At 71.0% G+C, this 20373-nt stretch carries 20 protein-coding genes; 9 read left to right on the forward strand and 11 right to left on the reverse strand.

The window, feature by feature from the left end:
* Positions 1-51 precede the first annotated feature (51 nt).
* From ACYVF6_RS10210 to ACYVF6_RS10225, 4 genes are all read right to left on the reverse strand, one after another.
* Positions 52-918: a sugar phosphate isomerase/epimerase family protein gene (locus ACYVF6_RS10210; RefSeq protein ID WP_460519125.1), complete on the reverse strand. Its 867-nt coding sequence runs from the start codon at positions 916-918 to the stop codon at positions 52-54.
* A 12-nt stretch (positions 919-930) separates the two neighbouring features.
* A complete protein-coding gene (locus ACYVF6_RS10215; protein WP_460519128.1) occupies positions 931-2031 on the reverse strand; it encodes a Gfo/Idh/MocA family protein in 1101 nt (366 codons plus the stop codon).
* 142 nt (positions 2032-2173) lie between these two features.
* Positions 2174-2797: a hypothetical protein gene (locus ACYVF6_RS10220; protein WP_460519131.1), complete on the reverse strand. Its 624-nt coding sequence runs from the start codon at positions 2795-2797 to the stop codon at positions 2174-2176.
* Between the two features lie 69 nt (positions 2798-2866).
* Positions 2867-3238: a MerR family transcriptional regulator gene (locus tag ACYVF6_RS10225; protein WP_460519133.1), complete on the reverse strand. Its 372-nt coding sequence runs from the start codon at positions 3236-3238 to the stop codon at positions 2867-2869.
* A 57-nt stretch (positions 3239-3295) separates the two neighbouring features.
* Here ACYVF6_RS10225 and ACYVF6_RS10230 point away from each other — a divergent pair, with 57 nt between their 5' ends.
* Positions 3296-3661 (forward strand): hypothetical protein, encoded by a 366-nt coding sequence (locus ACYVF6_RS10230; protein ID WP_460519136.1) that lies wholly within the window; start codon positions 3296-3298, stop codon positions 3659-3661.
* A gap of 3 nt (positions 3662-3664) precedes the next feature.
* Here the strand turns inward: ACYVF6_RS10230 and ACYVF6_RS10235 are convergent, their stop codons facing one another.
* The gene (locus tag ACYVF6_RS10235; protein ID WP_460519138.1) at positions 3665-4951 is read right to left on the reverse strand and encodes a hypothetical protein; all 1287 of its coding nucleotides are present in this window, start codon (positions 4949-4951) and stop codon (positions 3665-3667) included.
* 90 nt (positions 4952-5041) lie between these two features.
* Between ACYVF6_RS10235 and ACYVF6_RS10240 the strand changes: the two genes are divergently transcribed.
* Together ACYVF6_RS10240 and ACYVF6_RS10245 are read left to right on the forward strand one after the other, a co-directional pair.
* A complete protein-coding gene (locus ACYVF6_RS10240; protein ID WP_460519140.1) occupies positions 5042-5719 on the forward strand; it encodes a GNAT family N-acetyltransferase in 678 nt (225 codons plus the stop codon).
* A 236-nt stretch (positions 5720-5955) separates the two neighbouring features.
* Positions 5956-6798, forward strand: coding sequence for a universal stress protein (locus tag ACYVF6_RS10245; RefSeq protein ID WP_460519143.1), 843 nt, complete (start codon positions 5956-5958; stop codon positions 6796-6798).
* Positions 6799-6811: 13 nt separating this feature from the next.
* Here ACYVF6_RS10245 and ACYVF6_RS10250 read toward each other — a convergent pair whose 3' ends face one another.
* The gene (locus ACYVF6_RS10250; protein WP_460519146.1) at positions 6812-7261 is read right to left on the reverse strand and encodes a CBS domain-containing protein; all 450 of its coding nucleotides are present in this window, start codon (positions 7259-7261) and stop codon (positions 6812-6814) included.
* Between the two features lie 118 nt (positions 7262-7379).
* Between ACYVF6_RS10250 and ACYVF6_RS10255 the strand changes: the two genes are divergently transcribed.
* The 5 genes from ACYVF6_RS10255 to ACYVF6_RS10275 all read left to right on the forward strand — a co-directional run bounded on the left by ACYVF6_RS10255 (position 7380) and on the right by ACYVF6_RS10275 (position 11235).
* On the forward strand, positions 7380-8237 hold the full coding sequence (locus tag ACYVF6_RS10255; RefSeq protein WP_460519149.1) for an LLM class flavin-dependent oxidoreductase: 858 nt from the start codon (positions 7380-7382) through the stop codon (positions 8235-8237).
* 115 nt (positions 8238-8352) lie between these two features.
* On the forward strand, positions 8353-8820 hold the full coding sequence (locus tag ACYVF6_RS10260; protein ID WP_460519151.1) for a VOC family protein: 468 nt from the start codon (positions 8353-8355) through the stop codon (positions 8818-8820).
* Positions 8817-9173 (forward strand): YciI family protein, encoded by a 357-nt coding sequence (locus ACYVF6_RS10265; protein ID WP_460519154.1) that lies wholly within the window; start codon positions 8817-8819, stop codon positions 9171-9173. The genes ACYVF6_RS10260 and ACYVF6_RS10265 overlap by 4 nt, the downstream gene beginning before the upstream one ends.
* Entirely contained in the window at positions 9173-10387 is a 1215-nt protein-coding gene (locus tag ACYVF6_RS10270; RefSeq protein ID WP_460519157.1) for an RNA polymerase sigma factor, read from the forward strand. Before ACYVF6_RS10265 ends, ACYVF6_RS10270 begins: the two co-directional genes overlap by 1 nt.
* Positions 10384-11235 carry a hypothetical protein gene (locus ACYVF6_RS10275; protein WP_460519160.1) on the forward strand — a complete coding sequence of 284 codons (852 nt, stop codon included), beginning with the start codon at positions 10384-10386 and terminating at the stop codon, positions 11233-11235. The genes ACYVF6_RS10270 and ACYVF6_RS10275 overlap by 4 nt, the downstream gene beginning before the upstream one ends.
* Positions 11236-11242: 7 nt before the next feature.
* Here the strand turns inward: ACYVF6_RS10275 and ACYVF6_RS10280 are convergent, their stop codons facing one another.
* The 4 genes from ACYVF6_RS10280 to ACYVF6_RS10295 all read right to left on the reverse strand — a co-directional run bounded on the left by ACYVF6_RS10280 (position 11243) and on the right by ACYVF6_RS10295 (position 17606).
* On the reverse strand, positions 11243-14089 hold the full coding sequence (locus ACYVF6_RS10280) for an AfsR/SARP family transcriptional regulator (RefSeq protein ID WP_460519163.1): 2847 nt from the start codon (positions 14087-14089) through the stop codon (positions 11243-11245).
* Positions 14090-14473: 384 nt separating this feature from the next.
* The gene (locus tag ACYVF6_RS10285; protein WP_460519166.1) at positions 14474-15916 is read right to left on the reverse strand and encodes an amidase; all 1443 of its coding nucleotides are present in this window, start codon (positions 15914-15916) and stop codon (positions 14474-14476) included.
* A gap of 59 nt (positions 15917-15975) precedes the next feature.
* The gene (locus tag ACYVF6_RS10290; protein ID WP_460519169.1) at positions 15976-16611 is read right to left on the reverse strand and encodes a DUF4389 domain-containing protein; all 636 of its coding nucleotides are present in this window, start codon (positions 16609-16611) and stop codon (positions 15976-15978) included.
* 23 nt (positions 16612-16634) lie between these two features.
* Entirely contained in the window at positions 16635-17606 is a 972-nt protein-coding gene (locus ACYVF6_RS10295; RefSeq protein ID WP_460519172.1) for a DMT family transporter, read from the reverse strand.
* 173 nt (positions 17607-17779) lie between these two features.
* Between ACYVF6_RS10295 and uidA the strand changes: the two genes are divergently transcribed.
* Positions 17780-19576 carry a beta-glucuronidase gene (gene uidA / locus ACYVF6_RS10300; protein WP_460519175.1) on the forward strand — a complete coding sequence of 599 codons (1797 nt, stop codon included), beginning with the start codon at positions 17780-17782 and terminating at the stop codon, positions 19574-19576.
* Positions 19577-19591: 15 nt separating this feature from the next.
* Here uidA and ACYVF6_RS10305 read toward each other — a convergent pair whose 3' ends face one another.
* Positions 19592-20365: an aminoglycoside phosphotransferase/kinase family protein gene (locus ACYVF6_RS10305; protein WP_460519178.1), complete on the reverse strand. Its 774-nt coding sequence runs from the start codon at positions 20363-20365 to the stop codon at positions 19592-19594.
* Between the last annotated feature and the right edge of the window lie 8 nt (positions 20366-20373).

The following is a 20373-nucleotide window of genomic DNA, read 5'->3' on the forward strand; positions in this document are numbered from 1 at the left end:
CACCGAGCCGCCGGGCTGGTCCTGCGCCGACGACCCGTTGCGCGCCCAGCCTCAGTGCCCGAGCGAGCGCAGGTACTGCCGGCTCACCACCGCGCTCTCCAGCGGCGTCGGCAGCTGTGTGACGTCGGTCTCGACGATCAGCCAGCCGTTGAAGCCGTTGCCGTCGAGCACGTCCAGCAGGCCGGGGAAGTCGACCGCGCCCTGCCCGAGCTCGGTCCACACCGCGTTCGCCTCGAACGTGGAGTAGTCCCAGCCCGCGGCGACGCCCGCCTCGCGTACGGACGCCACGATGTCCTTCAGGTGCAGCGTCTTGATCCGCGTGCCGTGCCGCCGGGCGAACTCCACGACGTCGACGCCCGCCCACGCCAGGTGCCCGGTGTCCGGGCCGAGGAACAGTACTTCGGGATCGATGGCGGCCAGCAGCCGCTCGATCTCGTCCTCGGTCTCGACGAACGTGCCGACGTGGTTGTGGTAGCAGGACTTCACGCCTTCTGCGAGAGTCGCCCGCGCGACGCCCTCGACGCACCGCACCAGCTGCGAGAACTCCGCGTCGCTGAGAGCGTCCTCCGGCGTCGCGCGCGCGGCGACGTCGCGCCGGGTCCGGCCGGCCCTCGTCGTGGTGTTGAAGCCGCCGGCCGAGACGTACAGCTCCGTGACGCCCAGCTGGTGGGCCACGGCGGCATAGCGCCCGGCGGCCTGGACGTACTCGTCGTACTTGCTCGCGTCCCAGAAGTCGCCGCCGAAGTAGCCGGGCGCCGGCTGCAGGCCGTGCTCGGCAAGCCCCGCGCGGATTTCGTCAGCGGTCCCCTTGCCGCCGTGCGGCGCGCCTTCGTACCCGGCCTTCGCGATGTCGGCCAGCACGTCGTCGGCCGGGACGCCCCGCCAGGTGATCTGCCCGCATCCGATCCTGGTCTGCATCAGCTCTCCTCGTCAGCTTTCCTCGTTCTGACTTGCCTGGACGGCGACCATGGCCGCGCGCTCGCTCTCGGAGAACGGCGCCGCCGGCCGGCAGGTCGTGGTCAGCTCGATCCGTTCGCCCGTACGCGCCGACTCGACGAACGCGGCGATCACCTCGACGACGTGGCAGGCGATCTCACCGCTGGCCCGGGGCTGCCGGCCGTCCCGGATCGCCGACACCATCTCGCCGACGCCGATGCCGCGGAGGTTCCGCCGGATGTTCGCGGGCTGCTCGCTGCCGGGCAGCTGTTCCCAGAAGTTCTGGCCGTGCCGGTTGACCAGCGCCGCATCGCCGAAGTTGTTGGGATTGGGGAACTGCAGCTCGCCTTCGGTGCCGAGCACGTTCAGCGCGGGCACCTCGCCGGTCGGCACGGTGCCCCAGGCCATCACGAGCGTGGCGAGTCCGCCGTTCGCGAACTCGATCGTCCCGGCGACGGCGATCGACGCGCCGGCCTCGGTCTGCGCTGGCGGCGTGTCGCCCGGCCAGGTCCTGGTCGCGCCGGACACGCGCGTCGCCGGGCCGAAGATGTCGACGAGCGCGGTGACGTAGTACGGCGCCATGTCGAAGATCGGCGTCGCCGCCTTGGTGTAGAAGCTCGGTTTGGTGAGCTCGGCGCGCAGCATGCTCGCGGTCGCGGCCAGCGGGCGTCCGATCTGGCCGGCCAGCAACGCGTCGCGGGCGACCTGGAAGCCGGAACCCAGCATGGTGTCGGGCGCGCAGCCGAGCGCCAGGCCGCGCCGGGCGGCCTCCTCGACCAGCGCCTTCGCGTCCTCGACGCTGGTGGCCAGCGGTTTCTCGGAGTAGACGTGCTTGCCCGCGGCCAGCGCCGCCTTCGTCGTCTCGACATGCGCCACGATCGAGGTCAGGTTGACGACCACCTCGACGTCGGCGTCGGCGAGCAGCTCGTCGGGCGTGAGCGCCTTGGCGATGCCGTAGGTCTTCGCGATCTCGCGGGCGCGTTCGGCGTCAATGTCGGCGACCGCGACGACCTCGAGCTCGGTCATGTCGGTGAGTACGGGCAGGTACATGCGGCTGACGTTTCCGCAGCCGAGAACGCCGATTCCGGTGGGCAATTGTCCTCCGTCGAGTCCCTCGGAGACGCTGTCTGGATGTCAGAGCCTCCAGACAGCGTCTCCGATGTCGGCTCGTGATGCCCGTACTCGACCCGTTTCGGACAGGCCTGAACCGGTCAGAGCGTCAGATGGTCGATCGGGGTCAGGAAACCGACGACCAGGCCTCGTCGACCAGCTTCGCGACCTGCTCCGGCCGGTGGCCGAGGTCGCCGGTCACGTTGGTGATCTCGACGGTGAGCCCGGACTCCGTGCGCCGGCAGAGCGTGGTCGCCGTGCTGTTCTTGGCAGGCTGCTTGCCGGCGGGCGTCAGCTGGTTGTAGAGCTCGCAGCTGACGTCGCCGAAGCGCTTCTCCTCGCGCTGCGGCTTGACGATGCCGAGCGCCTTCGGGTCGGTGTACGGAACGTAGATCGGGTACGGCGCGCTCGCGCGCACCATCTGCACGCTGAACGTGGAGTCGTGCTTGTCGTCGGAGTAGACCTGGACGAGCGAAGCCGCACCGTCGTACGACTCCGACAGGCGGTCGGCGCTCCGCCCGCTCCACGTCGCGGTCCGCTCGACCGCGGCCTTCGAGTCGGCGTCCTCGTTGAACTTCGCATCGGCGAACTTGACGTAGTCGCCGAGCTTGGCAGGGGCGGCGAGCTTCTTGTCGCTGCCGTTGAAACTGCTGCTCTGGCTCGCGGTCGCCATCGAGATACCGCTTACCGCGGCCGCGCCGACGATGATGCCGATCACGCCTACAACTACTCTCGGTGCCCAGTCAGTCATGGAGAGCTATTGAACACCATGATCCTGCGTGGCGGAGCCCACCCCGGCAATCCCTTGCCGGGTTCGCTGTCAGGCTTCCGGGACCAGCCGGCAGCGGCCCGCTTCGCAGTCGGCGAGAGCGTCCTTGGTCGTACGCCGGACCCGGTGCAGGTCGGCGATCCTGGCGTCGATCCGGTCGAGAACGGCTTCCAGCCGCCAGCGTTCGCTCTCGCAGGTCGCGCCGCCCGCGTCGTGGGAGCGCAGCGCCTCGATCACCTCGTCGAGGGTGAAGCCCAGCTCCTGCAGGGACTTGGCCAGCTGAATCCGCTCGACGGTCGATGCTGCGAACGTGCGGTAGCCCGACGGCTTGCGGTCGGCGGCCGGCAGCACGCCGCGACGTTCGTAGAAGCGCACCGTGTCGACGCTGACGCCGGCGGCCTTGGCGACTTCGCCGATCTTCATGTTTCTGCTCCAACAGTCTTGACTCTGGACCTGACTCCAGACTCTACGCTCGCTGACATGGAGACACCACCAGCTGACACACCGGTCGTCTGCGATCTGCGCGGCACGACCGAGACACCCGAGGAACGCATCGCGGAGTACGGCCGGCTGTTCGAGCACGCGCTGGCCGGCCGGGAGCGTACGTCGCAAGGGATCCGCTTCCGGCTGCACGCCAAGCCTGGCGTGGAGGAGTGGGTACGCGACCTGGCCGCCCGGGAGCGGGCGTGCTGCCCGTTCTTCGCGTTCGAGATCACCGTCGACGGCGACGACGTGCTGTGGGACGCCGCCGTCGCCGACTCCGAAGAGGCGCGGGGCGCGCTCGAGGAGATGTACGCACTGCCCGACCGGCCACCGCGGATCGACCGGACCAAGATCCTGCAGTAGGGGTCAGTCCTGCCAGTAGAACAACAGGTCCGAGACGCTCAACGGCTGCCTGGCTCCGAAGTGGTAGACCGGCAGTCCTTCGAAGCGGACGTCAGCGAGATCGGCGTCGATGTACCGGAATCCGTTGGCGCGCAAGGCATCCAGGGCCCGGGCATCGGCGCCGTCCTCGGCGAGACTTTCGCGGAAGAACCGCCCGAGCGTGCTGACCACGACGGTGCCGGCGAGCGTGCCGATCATGTAGTACGTGCCGTCGCCCTGCTGGTGCAGGTCGCCTGCGGACACAGGGGTCTCCGGAGCCAGGCCGGCCTGGTCGAGGGCGTCCTTCGCCTGGCGGAGCAGCTCGGCCTCGCCGGGTTCCGGCCTGGGCGGCAGGCAGGCGGCCTCGAGCAGCCAGCGCGGATCGGTGTCGCGCTGGCCCGGTGCGTACTCCCGGAGGATCGCCTCGCGTACGTCTGCCGGGACGCCGGGCAGCTCGACCCGTGGCCTGCCGAGCGCCTCCCACTGCGGCTCGATGTCGTGGCCGCGGCGGGCGAGGATGGCCAGCGCCCACTGGTGGCCGGGCAGGCGCTGCTCGACCATGGCGTGCAGCTCGTGCTCGCGCGAGTTCTCCTCGTCGGGCTCGTAGGTGGCGAGCAGGTCGTAGGCGGCCCGGGCGACGGCGAAGGAGTCGTCGGCGAGTGCGGCGGTGAAGTCTTCGCGGTTCTCCCAGCACAGGCGGATCCCTGTGACCCGGGCGGCGGCGGTTCGGCCGTGGGTGACGAGCGCTCTTGTCGATGCGACGCCCAGTTCGCTGAGCACCGCTTCCATGCCGCAGACCTCGATCAACGTGTCGACGGCGGACGTGCCGGTCCGGCGGATGTGCGGCCAGGCGTCTCCCTCCAGTTCGACGACGGCTGCCGCGACGGTGAGGTCGCCGAGCTGGGCGCGGGCGTGCAGCAGAGCCGGCTCGAAGCGGTACGGCTGCGGGACGCCCTCCTTGGCGCGGAGCCAGCCGAGCAGGGCGTCGGCGTGCGGGCTGTCCTCGGTGGAGAGCACGTCGAGCAGCTCGATCCGGACCTCGGTCGTGACCTTGGCGTCCTGGACGCAGGCGAGGAGGTCGCCGGCGCGGCCGGCCGGCACCCGGCCCGCCAGCGCCCGTACACAAAGGCGGCGGCGCCACCACGGCTCGTCCCGGTCGAGGACGAGGTCGCAGAGGGCATCCGCCGGCATGGCGGCCAGCTCCCGCTCGGCCTCCGGCGGGATCCTCACGTCGGAGGTGAGCTGCCTCAGCTGTTCACGGTCGGACGCCATGCCCACAGGTTCTACCGGGCCGGAATGACGGAACAGACGGCAGGGTTGCGGTTGAGGGCTTTGTTTTTGTTTTGGCGGGAGGTTGCTCAGGTGGGTCGTCATCCACTGGACGGTGCGGCGTGGGCTTCGCTTGCCGGCGAGCATCGGCGGTTCGCCGAGACGTACGGGCAGGCGGCGCGCTACGACCCGGAGGTCGCGCCGTTCCACGCCATGCCTCCCGACCCGGACGCGTCGGCCTGGGCCGACCTCGCGAAGCTGGCGGGGCGGGGCGCCGAGCTGACGCTGAACGGGCCGTTGGCCGTCCCACCGGAAGGCTGGGAGGTCGTGCGCCACCTCGACGGCGTACAGCTGGTCGGCGACAACCTCTTCGGCGAACCGGATCCCGAGGCGGTGCCGCTCGGGCTGAAGGACGTTCCGGAGGTCCTCGACCTGGTGGCCCGGACCGAGCCCGGACCGTTCCGCAAGCGGACGATCGAGCTGGGAACCTACCTCGGGATCCGCCGCGACGGCTCCCTGATCGCGATGGCCGGCGAGCGCATGCACCCACCGGGCTGGACGGAGATCAGCGCCGTCTGCACCGATCCGGCCTACCGCGGCCAGGGCCTGGCCGCCCGCCTGATCCGCGCGGTCGCCGCCGGCATCCGCGCCCGCGGCGAAACCCCCTTCCTCCACGCGGCGGCGAGCAACACCAAAGCCATCCGCCTCTACGAGTCGCTGGGCTTCACCCTCCGCCGGACGACGGCCTTCCGCCTCCTGCGCGTTCCCTGACACAGCGCAGCAGCCTTTCCCGGAGCCAAACAGGTCTGGCGGCACCGGTGACTGAGGCCTTCTGTCGCTCCACGTACAGGTGGTTGGAGGCCGAGTGTGTAAGGAGACCGGTCCGCGAACCACGAGCACCGCGTGGTGACGATCACTCGGAGCCGGGGCGCCTACGTCGAGTTCTGAAAAGCGTCGGTGCTGGCCGAGCTACCGCTTCGGCCAGCACCGAGGGTGCGGAGGATGAGGTGGAAGGTCGCATAGTCGTCGGAATCGACGACACCGTGGAAGCCTGGATCGCTCTGCACTGGGCGATCCAGGAGGCGCTGGCACGGCACTGCGAGATCCGGATCGTCCACGTCTACGACAAGGACCGGCCGCGCGCGGGTGGCGGCGTTCGAGCCGAGCAGGAGATCCTCGACGCGGCCGTCGGCATCGCGCACCAACGGGTCGGGGCGAGCTCCGCGACCGGGGCGTTGGTCCTCGGCGACGCGGTGGAGGTGCTCGCCGGTGAGTCGGCGCGGGCGATGCTGGTGGTCGTCGGGTCGAGGCGGCGGGCGGAGACGTACGCCGTGCACCTGGAGTCGGTGAGCGCGGGCCTGGTGGGCAGGGCGAACTGCCCGGTCATGACCGTGCGCGAAGGTCTGGAGAATCGGCCGGTGGTCGTCGGCGTGAAGGACCTCGCCGCGCCCGACGGCATGCTGCGGTTCGCGTTCGCGGAGGCACACGAGCGCGGCCGGCGGCTCTCGGTCGTGCACTTCGACCTGACCGGCGGCGGGTCGGCCGTCGAGCGCGAGCTCGTGGAGGCGGCGCGCACGCTCGGTGGCGCGTACCCGTCTGTCGACCTCGCGGTCCACGTACTGCCAGGCGATCCGGTCGCGGGGCTGATCGGACGTTCGGGCACGGCCAGCCTGGTCGTCGTCGGCGCGCCCGCCACAGACGCGGAACTGCCGAGTGGTTCAGGGCGCACGAGTCAGCAGGTGCTGTACGGCGCGCAGAGCTCGGTCGCGGTCGTACCGGAGCCGGCGCAGGCGGTGTCACCGCGTGGCCGGCCCAGCTGGATGTTCGGGTCGAGCTATCTGAGCCGCTAGGAAGAAACGCGGCTCAGCAGGCGGCCTTGGCCCCTGGCAGAAGAGCGTCGAGTACGTCGCAGATGGAAACCATTCCGAGCAGGCCGAACTCGTTGCGTACCGGCACGTGCCGGATTCCCGCCAGCCGCATCAGTCCCGCCACGTGGGTGATGCTGTCGTCGGGGTGAGCCCACACGATGTGCTCGTTGAGGATGTCGGCGACCTGGCAGCGGTCGGGGTCGAACTTGTCGGCCAGCAGCTGTACGACATCTCGTTCGGAAACCATGCCGGCCGGCATGCCGTGCTCGACGACGACGAGCGCGCCGACCCTGGCCTCGGCCAGTGCGTGCGCCGCTTCGCGGATCGTCGCGGTGACTTCGATCGAGTACGCCGGTGTGCTCATAATGCGCTCGACAGGGCTGCTCGGGGTCAGCAGGTCGAGAGCGCCGTACTCGGAGGTGGGGCGAGGTCCTGGTCCGGTCACGGTGCCATCCTCCTCCGTGCCCGTGCCGCCGCAAGAGGCGATCGTCCCCTGTCCCGGATGCTGGTCGGCCGGACCTGTCGGTGGCCGGCCCTATCGTCGCGGGCAGGAGGTGAGGCGAATGCGATATGGCCTCGACATCACTTCTGCCGGCCCGTGGGGCTCGCCGCGGTCGATCGCCGAGCTGGCGGCGCTTGCCGAGCAGTCCGGCTGGGACGGCGTGTTCCTGGAGGACTACGTCTTCTTTCACAGTGGTGGCCCGATGTACGACCCGTGGGTCACGCTGGCGGCCGTCGCGCTCGCGACCGAACGCGTGACGATCGGCACGATGGTCACACCGCTGCCACGGCGGCGGGTGTGGAAGGTTGCGGCGGAGGTGATGACGCTCGACCACCTGTCCGGCGGGCGGATGGTGCTGGGCGTCGGCACGGGCGACCCCTCGACGCCCGACTTCCGCTCGGTGGGTGAGCCGACTGACCAGCGCACGCGCGCGGCCGCGCTCGACGAGTCGTTGGAGGTGCTGGCGGGCCTGTGGTCCGGCGAGCCGGTGACCCACCACGGCGCCCACGTCGACGTGACCGAGGTGACGCTCGAGCCGCGCCCGGTGCAGCGTCCGCGCATCCCGATCTGGGTGGGCGGCTGCCTCGCCCGGTCCGGTCCGCGCGAGCGCGCCCTGCGCTGGGACGGCGCCTGCCTCTACGGCGTCCCGCCCGACGAGTGGCGTGACCTCACCGCCACCGACGTCTGCGAGCTTCGAGCCACCGCCCGGGCCCGCCGCGGCGCCGCTGCCGGCGACGCGTTCGTGATCGCGGTCGGCGGCCGCCAGCGGCGCGACGACCTGGCCGCGGAGGCCGACTACGTCACCTCGCTCGCCGAGGCCGGCACCGACTGGTGGCACGAATACATCGAGCCGAGCACCCCGCTCGACGTCGCCCGCGCCCGCATCGCCGGAGGCCCGATCCGCGCCCAGACCGGCTGAGAAATACTCCGGCGCGATGTCGTATCCCGCCCGCCGTCGATCGTCAGAGTGGTGAGAGCGGGCCAGGATGCGGAAATACCGCACTCAACCGGCATCGCGCTCAGGAGGAACGCACATGTCCAGCAAGCCGAACCCCATACCCAGCCACTACCGGCGGATCACGCCGGCACTGGTCGTGCGTGGCTGCGCCGAGGCGCTGACGTTCTACGCCGAGGTGTTCCAGGCCAAGGAGCGCATGCGGTTCGAAGGCCCAGGCGGCACGATCGCCCACTCCGAGATCGAGATCGGCGACTCTGTGGTGATCGTCGAGGACGAGTCGCCCTACCTGGGCACCAAGGCCCCGCCCGCCGAAGGGCTCGACGGCTCGCCGCTGTTCCTGTTCATCTACGTCGACGATGTCGATACCGTCGTCGCCAGGGCCGTCGAGCTCGGGGCCACGCTCAAGCGCGAGCCGCAGAATCAGTTCTACGGTGACCGGGACGCGTTCCTGATCGACCCGTTCGGGCATGGGTGGACGGTGGCGACGCACGTGGAAGATGTCGACCCCGAAGAGGCGATGCGCAGGATGGCGGAGATGTCATGAAATACGTGCTGCTGTTCGTCGAGACCGAGGAGTTCGCCAAGCAGTTCGAGGCGATGAGCCAGGACGAACGAGAGCGGGCCTACCAACTGGTGTGGAAGTGGATGGACGACAACGCCGGCAAGATCCGCGGCGGCAACAAGCTCCAGCCGGCGCACACGGCGACGACCGTCCATCTGGACGTCACGGGTAGCGCCGAGCCGATCGTCAGCGACGGCCCGTTCGTCGAGGGCAAGGAGATCGTCAGCGGCTACACCGAGATCGAGGTCGCCGACCTCGACGAGGCGCTGGCAATGGTGCGGACCTGGCCCGGCTGCCCCACCGTCGAGATCCGTCCTGTCGAGACACCGCACTGATGCTCCAGGAGCCGCAAGCCGAGCTCGCTCGCGTCGTACGCGAACACGCGGGCCGGCTCGCGGCGTCGCTGGTCTCACTGCTGGGCGACTTCTCGGCGGCCGAAGACCTCGTCCAGGACGCGATCGAGACCGCGCTGCGCCGCTGGCCGGCCGAGGGGATCCCCGACAAGCCGGACGCCTGGCTGTTCACGGTGGCCCGCAACCGCGGTCTCGACGTGCTCCGCCGCGAGAGCAACTACCGCCGTAAGCTCGCCGAACTCGCCTGGCCGGTCCCCGCCGAGCCCGACGACCGGCTCCGGCTGGTCTTCACCTGCTGTCACCCCGCCCTGTCGCGGCCTGCCCAGATCGCGCTCACGCTGCGGGTGGTGTGCGGGCTGAGCTCCGCCCAGATCGCCGCGGCGTTCCTGGTTCCGGAGTCCACGGTCGCGCAGCGGCTGACCAGAGCCAAGCGCAAGATCGCCGACGCCGGCATCCCCTACCGCGTCCCCGCCCCCGACGAGCTGCCCGCCCGGCTGGCGGAGGTGCTGTCGGTCATCTACCTCCTGTTCAACGAGGCCTACCTCTCGAGCAGCGGCGACACCGTGCACCGCCCCGACCTCGCCGCCGACGCCGAGTGGCTGGCCGCGACGCTGGTCGACCTGATGCCGAACGAGCCCGAGGTCACCGGCCTGCTGGCGTTGATCCGTCTGCACCGCGCCCGGTCGGCGGCCCGGTTCGGCAGCCACGACGAGCTGGTGACGTTACGCGACCAGGACCGTTCCCGCTGGGACCGGGACGCGATCGCCGCCGCGACCGCGCTGCTCACCAAGGCGGCCCGGCGGCACCGGCGGCCCGGCCCGTACCAACTGCAGGCGGCGATCGTCGCCTGTCACGCCGAGGCCGAACGCTGGGACGACACCGACTGGCCGCAGATCGTCCTGCTCTACGACATGCTGCTCGCCCTCGCACCCACGCCCGTCCACCGGCTGCACCGCGTGATCGCCGCCCGCTACATCAACGGCCCGCAGGCCGCGCTGGCCGCGCTCGAGCCGCTGGCCGCCGAGCTCGACCGCTACCCCTCGTTCCACGCGGCTCGCGCGGAGTTCCTGCGCGACCTCGGCCGGCCCGGCGAGGCCGCGAGCGCCGACCACCGCGCCCGTGAGCTGACCGCGAACCCCGCACAGCAGGCGTTCCTGGACGGACGGGTGGGACGTCTGGATACATTTGCCCAATGAGCTGGCAGCCGGGGAATCAGAATCAGCCGAATCAGCCGTACGGGCAGCAGCCACAGCAGCCGTACCAGCAACAGCCGTACGGCCCGCCGCAGCAGCCCTACGGACAGCCCGGGCAACCTCCGCAGCCGTACCAGCAACACCAGCAACACCAGCATCAGCAACCACAGCCGCAGCAGCCGTACGCACAGCAGCCGCCGCAACAGCCTTACCAGCAACAGCAGCACGCGCAGTACCAGCAGCCCATGCAGTGGCAGCCCGGCTCGCCGGTGATGATCGACCTCGCGGAGGGCCAGGCCACCAAGTCCATCGCGGTCGCGGCGATCTGCGGCGTGATCGGCATCGTCTCGGTCCTCGCCGCGCTCCTCGGCGCCGTGAGCGGGGGCATCGGCGGCCGGATCGTCGTCATCGTGCTCGGGCTGTTCTTCCTGGGCATCGCCGTCCTGGTGCTCTCGAAGTACAAGATGATCACCCGCCCGCGCAAGCTGCTGATCGAACCCGGCGGCATCCGCTGGGAGGACCCGAAGGGCGCGCCCTGGGCTGTGCCGTGGAACGAGCTCGCCGGCGTGGCGATCTCCACGGCGACCAAGATCAGCCGTGGCCAGGCGATCACGACGACCAGGACTCTCGTCCGGGTCGACCTGTTCCCCGCCGATCAGGGCTTCCAGTCCCGGCACCCCCAGCTGGCCAACCTGTGGGAGCACTCCGGCGCCAAGGGGTGCTACCGCATGCCGCTCGGCGCCAAGGGCGACTCGATCACCGCGATCGACAACGGCCTGCGGATGTACGCCAAGAGCCTCTACCGCGGTGTCGTCGACGAGGGCATCGCGATGGGATTCCGCTACACGTGAGCAGCCCTCACGCCTGATCCAGTGCGCGAAGCCTGGACCGGACTCGCTCGGCGTCTCGGTGACCGAGGCTTTCGAGGATGCGCAGCGCGTTCGTCCAGGTCGAGCGCGCGGCCGCGAGGTCGCCCGTCGCCTGCTGGGTCTCCGCGAGGTTCGACGAGGTCAGCGCGGTGTGGTACTGGTCGGCCAGGCTCTCGTACAGCTCGAGCGACCGCCGGTAGCAGTCGACCGCCTCGGCGTACGACTCGAGCTGGTGGTGGATGTAGCCGAGGCTGTCCCAGGTAGCCGCCTCGTACCCCCTGTCGCCGACAGCGCGATCGGCCTCCAGCGCACGTTCGCAGTAGGCCAGCGCCCGGGAGTAGTCCCCGAGTTGTGCGTACGTCCAGCCCACTTCGTTCAGCGCGTACGCCTCGCCCCAGCGGTCACCCGCCGACTGGAACAGTGAGAGCGCCTGGAGTACGTGTTCCAGCGCCAGGTCGAGCCGCCCGTCGCGTTCGACGATGCCGGAGATGACGCCGTGGATCATCGCCTGGTCGGTCTCGTGGCCGAGTTCGGTGCTGACCGCGAGCCCTTCCGACAGGTGGTCGAGCGCCTCTTCGCGGCGGCCGATCCGGGAGTACACCCGCCCGAGCGTGCGGTGTGCGAGCGACTGCGCGCTCCGGTCGCCCAGCCGCCGGGCGGCCTCGAGCGCGGTGTTCTGCAGCGAGACCCAGGCCTGCCAGCGCCCGCTCAGGTCGAGGTACGGCGCGACGAGCCGGCCCAGGTGCCAGGCGTGGCTGTCGAACCCCGCCGCGTGGGCGGCCTGGACTGTCGCCGCCAGCACCGGCCACTCGGCGTCGAACCAGGCCTGGGCCTGTTCCAGGTCCGGGATCTCCAGCCGAACCGCACCGGCCCGGGGCGGCATCGGTTCGAACTCCAGGTCCCTCGGGTCGATCAGCTTGTACGCGAGGTTCGCGCCACGCACGTAGTGGTCGAACAACCGGTACAGCGCGGTGTCGCGGTCGGTGTCCTCGCTATTCGCGAGCTCGGCGGCGTAGGCGCGCAGCAGGTCGTGGAAGGCGTACCGGCCCGGCTCCGGCTCGGTGATCAGGCGGGCCCGGGCCAGCTCCGCCAGCAGCTCGCCGGCCACCCGCGGAGGAACGGCGGCCAGGCTCGCGGCCGCGGCAGCCGACGCGTCCGGCCCGGGATGCAGGCCGAGCAGCCGGAACAGCCGGGCTGCGGCCGGGCTCAGCGTGCGGTACGACCACGAGAACACCGACCGTACGTCGGTCGTCGCCTCGCCGGTGCTCAATGCCGACAGATGCTCCTCGGTGTGCGCGAGCTCGCGCGCGATCGCCTCGAGCGGGTGTGACGGATGCGCGACGGCCCGGGCGGCGACCACCGCCAACGCCAACGGCAGCCGGGCGCACCGCTGCACGATCTCGTCGACCGCCTGTGCCTCGGTGCCCGTACGTTCCGACCCGAGCCGCTGGGCCAGCAGCTCCCTGCCGTCCTCCGGGCTCAGCAGGTCGAGCACGATCGAGCGCGCGCCCTCGGCGGCCACCAGGCCGGACAGCGGGTCACGGCTTGTGACCAACGTCAGGCAGCTTTGGCTGCCGGGGAGCAGCGGACGCGCATGTGCCACATCGCGCGCGTTGTCGAGCAGCACCAGCGCCCGCTTGCCGGCCAGCGTGCTCCGGTACAACGCGAGCTGGCCCTCCATGCTCGCCGGGATCCGGTCCGGCGGAATGGCGAACGCCTCCAGGAATCCGCGGACGGCCTCGGCCGGCGACATCACCTCGCCGGCCGGATCGAAGCCGCGCAGGTTCACATACAGCTGGCCGTCTGGGAATCGGTCCGCGACGGAGTGGGACCAGCGCACGGCGAGCGTCGTCTTGCCCACGCCCGCGGTTCCGGTGAGTACGGCGAGCGGCATTCCGGCCGGCCGGTCGCCAGGCTCGCCGGTTCCCAGCAGCTCGTCCAGCTCCTTGCGTTCGCGCCGCCGTCCGGTGAACCCCGCGGTGACGAACGGCAGCTGCCGGGGTACGCCGGGCTGGGCCGGCGCCTGCCTGGCCTGGGTGGCGGCGGCCTGGGCCGGAACCGGCTCCCACGTACCGTCGAGGCTGCTGGACAGCACGTCCGTCAGCTGCGCGTCGCCGCGCAGGACGGCTTCGTGCAGGCGCTGCAACGTGGCGCCGGGCTCGAGTCCGAGCTCGTTCCGCAGCAACGACCGCGTCGCCCGGAACTCCTCCAGCGCCTCGGTCCGCCGCCCGCAGCGGTACAGCGCGAGCAGCAGCAGCGCCCGCAGCCGTTCGCGATAGGGGTTGGCCCGGACCAGCTGCTGCAGCTCGGGCAGCACCTCGGAGTGCCGCTTCAGGTCCAGCCGCAGGCCGGCGAGGTCTTCCAGTGCGAGCAGGCGTTGGTCGGTGAGCCGGCGTACCTCGTCAGCGACGGGCTCGACCTCCTCGGCGTCGGGGTACGGCTCGCCACGCCACAGCTCCAGCGCCGACTCGAGCAGGCCGTGCGCGGCCGCCAGGTCAAGCGCCCGCCGGGCGGCGTGGGCCTGCCCGACCAGGTCGGTGAAACGTACGGAGTCGAGCTCGCCCGCGTGCACCACGAGGCGGTAGCCGGCGGCCTCGTGCAGGATTCGTTCCGGTCCGAGCACCTGCCGGAGGCGATGCACGTGCACCTGCAACGTCTTGCGGGCAGCGGGTGGGGGAGCGCCGAACCAGAGCAGGTCGCACAGCTCGCCCGCCGGCACGGCACGATCCGCCCGGCACAGGAGTACGGACAACAGGCGACGCTGGACCGGCGGTCCGAGAGCGACGGGCTCGCCCTCGCGGTGGACCTTCAGTTGGCCCAGTACACGGAACTCCATCCCAGCACCCCCCTCCGAATCACCAACAGTAGCCACGCGCGCTGGGCTGCCGGTTCTGATCCGGCAAGCGAATGACAACCGTTCGGCAACCGCCGCGAGGCACGCTGTCTGGCAGAACGACGGCGGCGTTCGAAACGGGGAGGAGGGCGCTGCGATGACAGAGCCAGCTGTAGCGGGGGTTGAGAGCAGCGCCGGGCCGCCGTCGTTCGGTGTCCAGGGCAGTTTGTACAGGAGCCGATCACGCCCAGGCTCGAGCCACGGTCGGATCTGGGTCAGCTCTGAAATGCCCCTCGAGCAGCTCCGGAAACTGCCCTGACAGAGGTCGCCCCAAGTGCGCCGCGCCCGCCGGAATTCGCTAACCGGCGGGCGCGGCAATGGCCGTGGTCATTGCGGGTCCCACCGCGCCATCGCCAGCAGCGAGCGGTCGGTGCCGGGCGCACCCACCAGGCACAGGCCGGTCGGGAGCCCATCCACCGTTCCCATCGGCAGCCCGAGCGCCGGCAGCCCGGCCAGCGACGCCGGACAGGTGAGCCGCAGCGTCCCGGCGCGGTACGCCGCGACCGTCGCCGCGTCCGCGTGGTTCGGCGGCGCTCCGCTGGACGCGGACGGCATCGCGAGGACGACTCCGGGCGGCAGCAGCGCGAGCAACTCGGCCCGAGCGTCCGCGAGAACGACCCGCGCGGCCGCCTCCTGCTCGCCGCTGACCTCCGCGCCGGCGCGGAGGCGGTGCTCGACGTCGGGCTCGAACGCTCCCGGATGCGCGGTGACGAAGTCGCCATGCGTACGCCAGGCCTCGGCAGTCTGCACGGCACGGAACGCGGCGAACCAGCGTTCCACCACGGCCGCGTCCAGCTCGACAACGCGGACCGGGAGGTCCAGCCGGAGCGCCAGCGCTCGCAGCGCGGCCTCGACCGCCACTCGCGTGTCCGGCTCGGCCAGCTCCATCAGCGACGGCACGACGAGCAGCTCGCGGGCCGGCACTGTTCCCATCGGGCCCGCAGGTGGCAACAGCGCCGAGGCCGCCGCCTCCAGGATGTCCGGCGTCCGCGCGAACACACCGACGCTGTCGAACGACGGCGCCAGTCCGACCAGCCCCGACCGGTCGACGACGTCATGCGTGGTGCGCAGGCCGTAAACGCCGCAGTACGAAGCGGGTACGCGGATCGAGCCGGCGGTGTCGGTGCCGAGGCCGATCTCCACGCGACCGGCCGCCACCGCTGAGACCGGTCCGCTGCTCGACCCGCCGGTGATCCGGCCGGGCGCAGCGGGGTTGATCGGGGCGCCGTAGTGGATGTTCTCGCCCGAGAGCGAGAACGCCAGCTCGTTGGTCTGCGCGATGCCGGCCACGTCGGCTCCGGCGGCGAGCAGCGCTGCGACGGCGCCGGCGTGCTCGGTCTCGGCCGGCGCCTCCGCGAGCCACGCCGGGTTGCCGGCGCCGATCCGCTGGCCCGCGACGGCGAACAGGTCCTTCACCGCGACCCGCATGCCCCGCAACGGACCGGTGGCGGCGCCGCGTACCAACGGCTCGTCACCCGGCGGGATCCGCCAGGTGGGTGGATCGTCCGGATACGCCGCCACCGGCGGCGGCTCCGAGCTCGACGTCCGCGTTTCCGTGACGACCCAGCCGTCGGGCGAGCGCTCGGAACGCTGCCAGCGCTGGGTCCGCACGTTCGTACCGCCGTCTGGTCGTTCCGCTTCCGCGACCAGCTCGACGCTGCCGTCCGCAAGCTCGCGCAGGTGCACGCGCCGCAGACCGGACAGGTGGTCACGCTCGTGTCGCCGGTACGCGCCCAGCAGGGCTTGGTCACCAAGCGGATCAGGGGTCATGGACCATCTCTACCCGAACCCGCGAGCCCTTGTCGTCGATGCGACCGTCAACGGCCTGGTCAGGGCCGCAGGCTGAACGGTGGGTAGGCGTCGGTCACCAACAGGAGGGAGTACGCGACGACGCGGTTCTGCCACCGCAGGACGCCCTCTACGAAGTCGAACAGGCCGCGTGGGTAGCGCCCGGTGAACAGGATCGCGAACCAGGCCACGATCACCGCCACGAGCGAGCCGATCCCCAGGAACACCAGCACGACGTAGTGCGGGATCGCCAGGATCCATTTCACCAGCGGCAGCCAGCGGTTGAGGTCCTGTGCCGCGTCGGGGTAGGGGTAGTCGAAGTGGACCGACTGGTGGTCGTCCGTCGACGGGTAGCGGTCGTCCATCAGCGTGAGGTACGCGCTCACCCGGTTGGAGAACCGCACCAGCTCGAGGTTCCAGTCGAACCACCAGCGCGGGTACTTCTGCCGGAACACGATCATCAGCAGCGGCGCGAGGAACAGCAGGCCACCGCCGCCCGCGATCACGTACGTCGTGCCGCTCGCATACGACGACGCCTGCCAGGTGCCGGCGGACACCGCGCCCAGCACAATCGTGATGGGGATCGCCGTGAAGATCCGGAGCCCGGTCGTGAGCCGGTCGAGTGGACGATCGGGGTAGTCGACGGAGAACTGGACGGGGTAGCTCACCTGCTGCATCGTTCCTCCCCTGATGCTCGGGGTCAGGAACCAGCCTCGTGGCGTCCGGCCTCGGAGGGAAGGAGTCCACCGGCCGGTTCGGGCGGGCCGGATGTCATGCCTTGGTTGCGGCCTCGGCTCCGGCTCACGGCGACGCCGGCCAGGCACAGCGCACCACCGGTGAACGTGAGCCAGCCGGGCAGCTCGCCGAGGGCCGCCCACGACATCAGCACGACGAGTGCCGGCACGGCGTACGTCGTCGCGCCCTGCTTGCCGGCCGATGTGCGGGCCAGCGCGTACCCCCACGTCGTGAACGCGATCGCGGTCGGAAAGACCCCGAGATAGACGGCGTTGAGCGTCGCGGCCGCCGGTGCCGTCGCGAGTTGACCGGCCAGTTGTGGCGCGAACGGAAGGCAGGCCACCGCACCGACCAGGCAGCCGTACGTGCTCACCTGCAGCGCCGACGCGTGCCGCAACGCCGGCTTCTGTCCCACGACCACGGCGACCGCCCACCCGGCCGCGGCGACCAGGCAGAGCAGCACACCGAGCACCGGCGACCGCCCGCCGCCGGCCGACGTGGAGAGCCCGACGACGACCGCGCCGGCGAACGAGATCGCGATCCCGGCCAGCAACCGGCGGGGCAAGCCCTCCCGGAGCAACCACCCGCCGAGCAACGCGATCAGCACCGGCCCGATGTTGACGACCATCGCGGCGGTGCCGGCGTCGACCAGTTGCTCACCCCAGTTCAACGCGACCATGTAGACGCCGAACCACAGCACGCCGGACACGACGATCCCGGGCCAGGCCGGCTTGGGCGGCAGGCCTTCCCGCCGGATCAGGCAGATCGCGCCGAGCGTGATCGCGCCTGCCAGCAACCGCCCGAGCGCGAGCGCTCCGGGCGAGAACGACGCGCCCGCACTCCTGATCGAGACGAACGCCGAAGCCCACAGCACTACCGTCGTGGCGGCGGCCAGCAGCGCTCGCTGTTCCATGCTCAGGGTCCGTGTTCTGCTCACGACCCCCAAGCCTGGCTCGCGTACCACCGCCGAACTGGCGGGAATCGGACCTGGCGTTGGCCGTCCGGTCCATCCGGTCTGCCCGGCATCGGCCAGGTTCGTGCGCGGGATTTGGCAACCGGTTGCCACGAAAGCCGCCAAACTGGGGGACCACCGCGCGGAAGGAGACGCCCATGCTTCGACCCCAGGACGGACCCACTCGTGACCGCCGCTCGCTTTCCGGTCTGTGGAGGTTCCGCCTGGACGCGGCCGGCGAGGGTCGCGTCGAGGGCTGGTGGCGCGCGCCGCTCGCCGGCGGCGCCGAGGCTCCCGTACCCGCGAGCTACAACGACCTCTTCGCCGACGTGGGCGTGCGCGACCACGTGGGCGACGCGTGGTACCAGACGGACGCGCACGTACCGGCGGCCTGGGCGGGCGAGCGGATCGTGCTGCGGTTCGACGCGGCGACGCATCGCGCCGTCGTGTGGGTGAACGACGCCGAGGTCGCCTCGCACGAGGGCGGGTACACGCCGTTCGAGGCCGACGTCTCCGCGCACGTCCGTCCGGGTGCGCCGAACCGGATCACGATCGTCGTCGACAACGAGCTCACGATGGCGTCGATCCCGCCGGGCGTCGTCGAGCAGTTGCCGGACGGGCGACGGGCGCAGCGGTACTTCCACGACTTCTTCAACTACGCCGGGCTGCACCGGCCGGTCTGGCTGTACACCACTCCGCCCACGTATGTCAGCGACGTGACGGTGACGACCGAGCTCGACGGGACGACCGGCGTCGTGGGGTACCGGGTCGAGCGCACCGCCGGCGACGTCCGCGTCGCGCTGCGGGACGCGACGGGTGCCGAGGTGGCCACCGGCGCGGGCGCGGAGGGGACGTTGCGCGTCCCGGACGTTCATCCGTGGGCTCCGGGCGACGGATACCTGTACGAGCTGGAGGTCTCGCTGCTGGACGCGTCCGGGACGGTTGCCGACAGCTACCGGCTGCCTGTGGGCGTACGGACGGTCGTGGTGCGGGGCCGGCAGTTCCTCATCAACGGGGAGCCGTTCTACTTCAAGGGATTCGGCAAGCACGAGGACGCGGCCGTGCGCGGCAAGGGCCACGACGACGCGCTGATGGTGCACGACTTCGCGTTGCTCGACTGGATCGGGGCCAACTCGTTCCGCACCTCGCACTACCCGTACGCGGAGGAGGTCCTGGACTACGCCGACCGCCACGGCATCGTCGTGATCGACGAGACGGCGGCGGTCGGCCTCAACCTCGCGATCGGCGGCGGCATCCTGGGCGGAGGCCGGCCCAAGCCGACGTACTCCGCGGAGACGATCGGCGAGGCGGCGCAACGCACGCATCTGCAGGCGCTGCGCGAGCTCGTCGCGCGCGACAAGAACCATCCGAGCGTGGTGCTGTGGAGCATCGCGAACGAGCCCGACACCGTGCAGCCGGAAGCCCGCGACTACTTCGCCCCACTCGCCGCGGAGACCCGTCGCCTCGACCCGACCCGGCCGGTGGCGTACGTGAACATGATGCTGGCCACGCCCGACACGTGCGTGATCACCGACCTGTTCGACGTCGTCCTGCTCAACCGCTACTACGGCTGGTACGTCAACACCGGCGACCTCGCGTCTGCCGAGGTGGCGCTCGAGGCGGAGCTTCGGCAGTGGGCCGAGAAGTACGACAAGCCGATCGTCATGACGGAGTACGGCGCCGACACCTGTCCGGGCCTGCACAGCACTGTGCCGGCGCCGTGGAGCGAGGAGTACCAGGCCGATCTGCTCGCGATGTACCACCGCGTCTTCGACCGCGTTGAGGCGGTTGCCGGCGAGCAGGTCTGGAACTTCGCCGACTTCGCCACCGGACCGGGAATCTTCCGCGTGGACGGCAACAAGAAGGGCGTCTTCACCCGCGACCGCCGGCCGAAGGCGGCGGCGTTCGCCCTCCGCGCCCGCTGGCGCGACGACCCCTCGCAACCGGCCGGCTAGCCGGGACGCACCGCGCTAGCCCAGCAGGCGTTCGCGGTTGTCCAGGATGTACGCGATGTCCTGCCGGTAGGCGTCGCCGTGGCGCTCGTCGCGCTGGCGGTCGAACTCCGGGTTGCCGAACCGGATCTCGCGTTCGATGGTGGCGTTGATCGAGCCGAGCCGGACGACCAGCAGGTCCAGCAGCTCGGCAGGCGGGATCTCGCCGCCGTAGGCCTCCGCGAACAGCCGTAGCCGCGCGCCCTGATCGGGCACCGGGTCGAAGCCGAACGCGCGCGCCGACACCGGCGCCGACAACGGAACGAAGCGATGCGCGGCGTAGCTGAGATCCCAGGCCCGAGACGACGGCGCCGCGAAGTCCCAGTCGATGATCGCGGCGACCCGCGGGCCGTCGTAGACCAGGTTGTACGGCCCGAGGTCGTTGTGCCCGATGCAGTCGATCTCGGTCGGCACGCTGGTGCGGGCCTGCCACACCGCGTCGACCGGAAACGCGAAGCGGGCGGTCACGTCGTGCATCGCGCGGATCGTCTGCGCGACATCGACCAGGGCCTCCTCCGACCGCTGCTCCACCGTCAACGGATACGTGCCGGCCGTTCCCTCGACGTACCCCAGCGTCTCGGTCGTTCCGTCGGCGCTGAGCGAGATCGGCTCCGGCACGCGATCGAAGCCCGACTCGCGCAGGTGGTGTAGAAGAGCGTGCACGCTCGGCGTCCACGGCCCGGCCTGCCGGACCACGGTCGCGCCCTCGCGGACCGGGCTGGAGTTGTAACCACCGGAGAGAATCTCGTTCACGAGACCCC

Source organism: Flindersiella endophytica (assembly GCF_054779015.1).